General features: G+C 58.2%; 8 protein-coding genes. All 8 read right to left on the bottom strand.

The window, feature by feature from the left end:
- Nucleotides 1–87 precede the first annotated feature (87 nt).
- Entirely contained in the window at nt 88–603 is a 516-nt protein-coding gene (gene sicA / locus WS46_RS15010) for a type III secretion system translocator chaperone SicA (protein WP_059532898.1), read from the bottom strand.
- Nucleotides 604–734: 131 nt separating this feature from the next.
- A complete protein-coding gene (locus WS46_RS15005; RefSeq protein WP_059532895.1) occupies nt 735–1,826 on the bottom strand; it encodes an EscU/YscU/HrcU family type III secretion system export apparatus switch protein in 1,092 nt (363 codons plus the stop codon).
- 3 nt (nt 1,827–1,829) lie between these two features.
- Nucleotides 1,830–2,594 (bottom strand): type III secretion system export apparatus subunit SctT, encoded by a 765-nt coding sequence (sctT, locus tag WS46_RS15000; RefSeq protein ID WP_059532891.1) that lies wholly within the window; start codon nt 2,592–2,594, stop codon nt 1,830–1,832.
- 9 nt (nt 2,595–2,603) lie between these two features.
- Entirely contained in the window at nt 2,604–2,858 is a 255-nt protein-coding gene (gene sctS, locus WS46_RS14995) for a type III secretion system export apparatus subunit SctS (protein WP_059532888.1), read from the bottom strand.
- A gap of 41 nt (nt 2,859–2,899) precedes the next feature.
- Nucleotides 2,900–3,583 (bottom strand): EscR/YscR/HrcR family type III secretion system export apparatus protein, encoded by a 684-nt coding sequence (locus tag WS46_RS14990; RefSeq protein ID WP_059532886.1) that lies wholly within the window; start codon nt 3,581–3,583, stop codon nt 2,900–2,902.
- Between the two features lie 6 nt (nt 3,584–3,589).
- Nucleotides 3,590–4,537 (bottom strand): type III secretion system cytoplasmic ring protein SctQ, encoded by a 948-nt coding sequence (gene sctQ / locus WS46_RS14985; RefSeq protein WP_082722053.1) that lies wholly within the window; start codon nt 4,535–4,537, stop codon nt 3,590–3,592.
- A gap of 1,296 nt (nt 4,538–5,833) precedes the next feature.
- Complete coding sequence (locus WS46_RS14975; RefSeq protein ID WP_156437312.1) at nt 5,834–6,295, bottom strand: hypothetical protein; 462 nt, start codon at nt 6,293–6,295, stop codon at nt 5,834–5,836.
- Nucleotides 6,282–7,574 carry a type III secretion system ATPase SctN gene (gene sctN / locus WS46_RS14970; protein ID WP_059532874.1) on the bottom strand — a complete coding sequence of 431 codons (1,293 nt, stop codon included), beginning with the start codon at nt 7,572–7,574 and terminating at the stop codon, nt 6,282–6,284. The genes WS46_RS14975 and sctN overlap by 14 nt, the downstream gene beginning before the upstream one ends.
- Nucleotides 7,575–7,576: the final 2 nt, after the last annotated feature.

The following is a 7,576-nucleotide window of genomic DNA, read 5'->3' as shown; positions in this document are numbered from 1 at the left end:
TGACGCAGCATCGGCAGCGTAGCGTGCCGCTGATACCGATTGATGTTCTGAAGACTTTGTTGAATAGAAGCCATAGGTACTACTTCCTCATGATTGTTGAGTGGGTTCGTCTTGTTGCACCCCACCATCTACCGCGCTGAGCCCATCCAGATAAGCCTGCGCCTTGACCTTGAGCCGCTCGTCCTGCGAATTGACCACAACTTCGTCGAAGCTGTGACGCGCCAGCGCTGCCCGACCCATCATCAAATGACACTGACCTACATGAAACATCGGCCGATAATCGTCCTTTGCCAACGCGAACGCCAGCGCATAAAGGTCGATAGCTTTTGCGTAGCTCTTCTTGAGTTGAAACACGGCGGCCAGTCCCATCGCATAGTCCACGTTGTAAAAATCGTAGATATACAGAAACCGGAAGAACACCTCCGCCTCGTCCAGACGCCCCTGCTGATAGAATCGATACGCATAGGCATAGATGCCATCCATCAAGTCCTGGGAGATACCCTGCATATCCTTGATGGTCGCGCCAGCCTGAATTGCCTCAAACATCGACGGCGCCATCTCTTCCAATTCAAATACATCGGAGTCACGCGTTTTTTGGGCCATACCACATCCTCATAGCGGTCAATTGTTAGCCAATCAATGCGTTTCGATGCGGCGATGCAACACGATTCACTGTACGCTCCGCCCCACGAAACAACTTTCAAAAATCATGCGAAATACAATTAATCTATTTGTCAATCCTCTGCGACATCCGGACGCACACGCTCGTCTGCGCTGTCGTCCGGCACCACGTCCGGCTGGTTCGCGCGCTCCACCTCCCTCAACCACTTCAATACCTCGAATACCTGTCGAAGATCTTCGATATCCACAAACGTATACAGCCGTGAGTGGCGGTAGATCGAACGCGCCAGCGCAATATCCCGCACCACGGGCACGCCCACCTGCTCTGCGTAACGTAACGCGGCCAGTGCCCGCGCGTTGGTTTCACGCACAGACACAAACGGCAGCGGCGCGATGGCCGTATTCATGTAAATTCCGATCGCGATGTGGGTCGGATTGGCCAACATCGCGTCGGACTGCCGAATATTCGCTTTCGTCTCTTCAGACAAAAGCTCAATGTGGACCTCGCGACGACGTCCCTTGATCTCAGGGTCCCCTTCGGTATTCTTATGCTCCTGCTCGATCTCATGACGGTCCATCTTGAGATTTTTGTAATACAGCAGGTATTCGGCCACGGCGTCTATGACCACCACCGGCACCGAACAGGCGAGGAAAAGCAGGATCAACTCCAGCGTCAATCGCATCCACACATGCCCAACTGCCATCGTTGGCAGATCAAAGGTACGGAATAGGGTGCGCGATTTCTCTGCCACAAACAGTTTGATGGTTACACCAGTGACGATCAGATACAGTATTGCCTTCAGCAATTCCTTTAGCGTTTTCAGACTAAATATCTTCTTGAACCCGCTAATTGGGTTAATCGCGCTCAAATCGAACTTGATCGCTTCGGTTGCCACTGCAAACCGACTCATGATCAGGCTTGGCAAGGCACTCGCAACCACGCACACGATGAGCAGCGGCACAACGATGAACAACGCTTCCCGAACGCATGCCGACAAAAATGCATGCGGCGTTGGAAGTTCACGTTGCACGGCCAATGCATTCAGAACGTCCATGACCTTCCGGACATCCACGAGCCACACCGTCGCCACCGCCCCGACCGCCAGTTCAATCAGCGTCGTCAGATCCTTCGACTTGAAGGTTTGCCCCTTCTTCGCCGCATCGCGCAGTTTCTTCGGAGTGGGTTTCTCAGTCTTTTCAGCCATACGTCAAGTGAAAAATTGTGCGAACGGATGGAGTCCGAACACACGCGTGAGCGCCGAAGGCACCGCATCCACGAAATAGAAATGCAAAATCACGAACGCCAACACGCTCTTGATACTCAGCGACAAAGAAAATGCGTTCACCTGCGGGCAAAAGCGCGAAAACAACCCCAGCAGCACGTCCGACAGGAACATCACGATCGCAACGGGCGCGGAAAGCACCAATCCCTTCGCCACCGAATCAGTCAGTAAGGTGCCAAAGCGCAGCAGATCGACATGCAGAACGCCTCCGACCGCCACTTGTCGATAGCTGTCGGCGATCGCCTGCACGATCACAAGCATCCCGCCTTGCTGAAGGAAGATCGCTGCATACATGAGGCTCACAAATGGCGAAAACACTGATGCTTCGATGCCCGTTGCAGGATCCAGCGAATCGCTGATCGTGGCGCCGCGTTGATTATCGATCAGCTCGCCCAATGCAGTGGCGACCCAAAAAGGCAGTGCCAGCGTCAGCCCCAACACGAGACCCACCATTACTTCCTGCATCATCAGCGCCAGCAATTCGCCCCAGGTGCCCGGATGTGGATGCGCCATGGCAGGCCACAAACCCAGCACGACCATGAAGATCGCCATGTTCTTGACGATCGCATTGGACACGGTCCGGTCGCTCAGGAATGGCAGCAGATAAAAAACGGGCGCCACGCGGGCATAGCCGATCGCCAGTGAACCGAGCTCGCGATAGTATTGGGCAAACAGCGTGTAATCCGACACACCGCCCCCTTACTTCAGTCCGATTGTCACGGCCTCGATGGCAAACGCGATCAACTTGGCCGAGATCCAGTTCGACAGAAGCAGCAACGAACCAAATACGGCAAGCAGCTTGATCCCGAAAGGCAGAGTCTGGTCCTGAATCTGCGTGACGGTCTGAAACAGGCCGACAATCAACCCAACAATCGTCGCCACCGCCACTGGCACCGCGCACAGCAGAATCACAAGCACAATGGCCTTGCTGCCGATATAACTTAGTTCACCCAATTTTATGTCCTGTCATCAACCGCGATTAGCAAGCGTGATCGCTACTTCATCAAATTCATGTATTGCATGATCATGCCCTTGCAGATTAGCGTCCAGCCGTCCATCGCGACAAACAAAATCAACTTGATCGGCACGGAAATCGTCACCGGACTCATCATCATCATGCCCAAAGCCAGCAGCACATTGGACACAATCAGGTCGACCACCAGAAACGGCACATAGAGATAGAAGCCTATCTTGAAGGCGCTTTTGATCTCGCTGAGCGCATAGGCCGGCAGCAATACCATCAGCGAGTGCGCGTTGGCGCCCGCATCCTCGTTCGTGACAGCGCCCGCATCCCCATCGGCATTGTTAGCCCCTGCCGTTTGTGCCTGTGCAAAGAACTTGACCAGCCCCGGATCCGCATAGCGCTCAAGGTATCGCTTGTAGTCACCCAGCCCGCCATCAACGAAATCGTTCAACGATTGACTGTCCATGACATTGACCTGATGCGACTGCAGATATTCATAAGCCCTATGGGTAACCGGCATCATCACAAACAGCGACAAAATCAGCGCAATACTGTTCAGGGCCAAGTTCGACGGCACCTGCTGGATCCCCAGCGCATTGCGCACTAGCACCAGCACGACGGAAAATTTGACGTAACACGTTCCGGACGCGATCACAAAAGGCAACAGGGTCGCAGCCGACAGGATCGCAATTAGCAGTACATCATGATTCAGCATTGCACCTCACTTCGGCTCAGCCAATTCGATCGATTGCAGCTCAACCGCGAGCCTTTCACCAACCTGGATCAGTTCACCCCGAGCCAAGTAGCGGCCATTGGCATAAATGGTCACCTCGCGCTCGGCACCGGGCGCCAACGGCACCACCATGCCAGCATGGAGTGCGGCGACCTCTGCGACTGTCGTTTCGTTCTGCTCGAGCACAAACTCAAGCTTGACGGGCAGTGCATCCACTTCAAACGGACGCCCATCGCTTGCGCGCGCATGGCGGGCTTCCCCACCGGCGGGCGTCGCGCTTGCCTGCGCACCGTCGCTTTTGTCATTCAAGATCATCGTGTTTCCTTCTAGCGAAAACGTGAACATCCTCTGGCTACTCGCCTTGACCTCCGGAGCCCACGTCTGAATTAATATGGCATCACCGACACGCAGGCGTCGCAATGTCACCAACGGCGCCTCCGTCCGGCCCAACGCATAACGCAGCGTGATCGGCACACGAGCCGCACGCGCGGCGCTGTCGCAGACCGGCAGTCGAGCTGGCAACTCCACGAAACTGACGGCAATGCGCCCCTTTGCCTCCACCCGCAAGACGGGCTCAGGAGGACTATCTGCGTCCAGAACGCACATACACTTCACGTCACACCAGCCAGCTGCAGGTGCCACCAATACGCGACGAATTGCGTCATCTTCATTCATCAACGCACACAAGTGCCGCGCATCTACCGCCTGCCACGCGACATCACGCCACGCCGGGTACGCATTCCGTGCCAATTCGACTGCATTGGCCCAACCAACATAGCGCTGCCCTGCCGCCATGGCTTCAATCCGAACCATTCCTCGTCGCAGACAAATCGTTTGAACGGTTGCCGCATGCCCGGCAGACCAACCTGCGACATGCTGCACCAATCGCGGTACCCGCGTGTCCACTTGCCTGAGTTTCAATCGTGCATCCGTCATTCGTCGTCCTGCGTCCACTGAGCCCGATGTCGGTGCGACTTCTCTTGGCCTCCGCCCTCACGTTGAATCGCCACCGTGCCGGGCCGCCCATCCTGATATCGAGACAGTGCGTTCGCCACAGTCTCGTCCGAGGTCGACACAGTGAACTTCTGCATCGGTCCCGGAACATCGGTTCGGACGTCGACTGCGGGTTCCCCGGTCCAGGAATTAAATTGATAGCGAATTGTGCGACCCGTTGATGTGGTCGACCGGACAAAGCTCGCTGTCGAGGTAGCCGGCGAATCGAGACGCGTCCATCGCGTCAACTCTGCACGCGGCGGCTTGGCGAAATCCTGGGACACATCCTGTCCATGGCCGGCATTCCCGCTGACCGCACCTTGCGGATGCCATCCATTTATCGTGGGCGAGCCGTCAGTATGACGCGACGTATCTCCATGCATTCCGGCACGGGCCGGCGACGCACGAAGGTCCGCTAGCCCGCCCTGCTGGGCCTGTCGCGCATTTGTCGGTAGCGCCTCGCGCTTCTTAGTGTGGTTGCCGCCGCCTACTTGCCCCGCATCGTTGGCGCGCGGCGGCACCGGCCCAACAGATCCCGCATGAGCGGACTGTGCGCTTGCCAGTGGCGCTTCGCGCGTCTCCACGTGGCCGCCAACGCTCCCTTGCCCCGCGCCGTGAGCGCGCGGCTGCACCAGTTCAACAGATCCCGCGTGAGCGGACTGTGCAAGCAAGCCTGCTTGCCCGCCCTCGCGATCCGATCGCACGTTTGCCGGATGTGCGTCACGCTTGTCCACGCGGCTGCCGGCACTCACTTCCCCGTTGCCGTGGGCGCGAGGCGGCTCCTGACCAGTAGCCCTCACATGCACGGGCCGCGTACCGCCGTCCATCCGACCGCCCTCACGACCCTGCCGTACGTTTGCCAGTCGTGCCTCATGGCCTCCGGCCATCACTTGTTGGGCAGACAGGGAAATCGCTCGCCCGGCACCATCAAAGCGAGCCGAAAGTTGACGATCTGGCACGGGTGCCCCCCACAACATCACGCCACATCCGCTACCAGGATCACGTTCACGCTTGCGCTCACGTTCCGAGGACTTGCGATGCGTCGCGCGGCGGGAAAAATCCTCCTTATCCGGCGCCTGCCCCATATCGTCAGTCACGGCGTAAACCTCCCGCTCTGCGCCGTCCGTCGCGACATTGCGCCGGTCAGCCATTGCCTTCTGGCATCGCTGCTTGAGCGTCGTCGTGTCAGATGCGTGATGATCTGATTCATCCATTCCCGTTGCACCTGGCCGGGACACGTTATCGATCGTGGTCATATCCCACTCTTTCCATCGTTTCCGATTCCATTTGAAGATCCTGCCGCAACAGACGCTGCGCCCGCATTCGACACATCCACTTCTCGTGTTTTTTTTGCCTGCGTCTCAGTGCTGTTGCGGCGCTCTGCGCTTTCGCGATCGCCTCTCTCGCCTCGTTTCGACTCGCCTCCAGCTCCGTCACCTCCAATTGATGGCACGCGATCTGGAAACGTCCCACCGCCTGCTGGCCGCGAATCCGCATCAACGCATTGCGACGCACCACACCAGACGGCGTCAACGTGGTAACCAACTCGTCGCGCAAATGCGCAATCGCATTGGTATGCGTATCGATCTCGTGCTCGATAGCGCCCAGATGCTGACGTTCACGCGCCAGCTGAGCCTGGATAGCACTTGCTCGATGCACCAGCACGTTTGACAACGCAGCGATGCGCTTAGACGGCTTCACTCATCCGCTCCAGTGTCTGGCCAAAATCGGCCCGTTCGTTCAACGGCTGCTGCAGAAAAGCATCGAGCTCCGCGCGCTTCGCCATGGCTCTGTCGTTGTCGGGATTTTCTCCAGGTCGATATTCACCCAGGTCGACCAGAATCTGCATCTCGTCCAGACGCGCCAAGTGACTGCGAAACTGTCGCGACAATCGGTGATGATCCGAAGTCGTCACGTCCTCGAACAAGCGGCTGGCGCTTTGCAGGATATCGATTGCAGGATAATGCCCCTGGCCTGCCAGGCTGCGACTCAAATAAATATGCCCGTCGAGAATCGATCGCACCTCGTCGCCGATCGGATCCGGCTCGTCCTCGTTTTCGAGGAGAACGGTATAAAACCCGGTAATACTGCCTGTCTCGGTGCGCCCAGCCCGTTCGAGCAGGCGGGGCATGGTTTCAAATACCGACGCCGGATAGCCACGTCGCGCCGGCGGTTCGCCCGCTGCAAGCGCAACATCGCGCAAGGCCCGGGCGTAACGTGTCATGGAGTCCAGGAACAGCATCACATTCATGCCCATATCCCGAAAATATTCGGCGATCGCAGTCGCGACCAACGCTGCATTGCAGCGATCCACCGACGAACGATCGGAGGTCGCATAGACGACGATGGTCCGGTCACGACGCGATGACGCCCGCACGCGCTCGACGAATTCCGAGACTTCGCGTCCGCGCTCCCCCACCAGCGCGACCACATACACGTCAGCGGCCGCGTGCTCAATCAGCATATTCATCAGCGACGTCTTGCCACAGCCTGCCGCAGCGAAGATTCCCACCCGCTGCCCGACCCCGCAGGTCAGCAGCCCGTCGATCGCCCGGATGCCGGTCGGCATGCAGGTGTCGATCACACGCCGTTGCCTGAAATCCGGCGGGGGTGCGTCGATCTCCATCCGCTGCCTGCCACCACCGACCGGAGCGTTTTCGCGCAACGAAGCGACATGTTGGCCCGTCGCGTCCACGACGCTGCCGAGCATGTCCACGGACATATCGACCGTCAATCGCGCACCGGTCGGCACCAACACGGCCTGGCGCGACAAACCCGTGGTCGTGCCAAGCGTGCTCAGTACCGCCACGTCATCGCGGAGCCCCACCACCTGGGCCCGCCCTACCGCCTCTCGCGCCTCAGTGTGCGCCCGAATCAGACACAGTTCGCCGATCGCGACATCCGCAAGCGGCGCCTCAATGATGGGCCCCTGAATGCGACGCGGATGCGCGAGGCGCTGCGCCAACTGCAGAATGCTCATGC

The sequence above is a fragment of the Burkholderia sp. RF4-BP95 genome, assembly GCF_001521985.1.
GTDB classification, from domain to species: domain Bacteria; phylum Pseudomonadota; class Gammaproteobacteria; order Burkholderiales; family Burkholderiaceae; genus Burkholderia; species Burkholderia diffusa.
The sequence above is the reverse complement of the archived record's forward strand: the minus strand, read 5'-3'. Positions and strand labels throughout refer to the sequence as shown.

Excerpts from the sequence above, each read along its gene's own strand:
- sicA (WP_059532898.1), bottom strand. The coding sequence starts at position 603 with ATGGCCCAAAAAACGCGTGACTCCGATGTATTTGAATTGGAAGAGATG.
- WS46_RS15005 (WP_059532895.1), bottom strand. The coding sequence starts at position 1,826 with ATGGCTGAAAAGACTGAGAAACCCACTCCGAAGAAACTGCGCGATGCG.
- WS46_RS14990 (WP_059532886.1), bottom strand. The coding sequence starts at position 3,583 with ATGCTGAATCATGATGTACTGCTAATTGCGATCCTGTCGGCTGCGACC.
- sctQ (WP_082722053.1), bottom strand. The coding sequence starts at position 4,537 with ATGACGGATGCACGATTGAAACTCAGGCAAGTGGACACGCGGGTACCG.
- sctN (WP_059532874.1), bottom strand. The coding sequence starts at position 7,574 with ATGAGCATTCTGCAGTTGGCGCAGCGCCTCGCGCATCCGCGTCGCATT.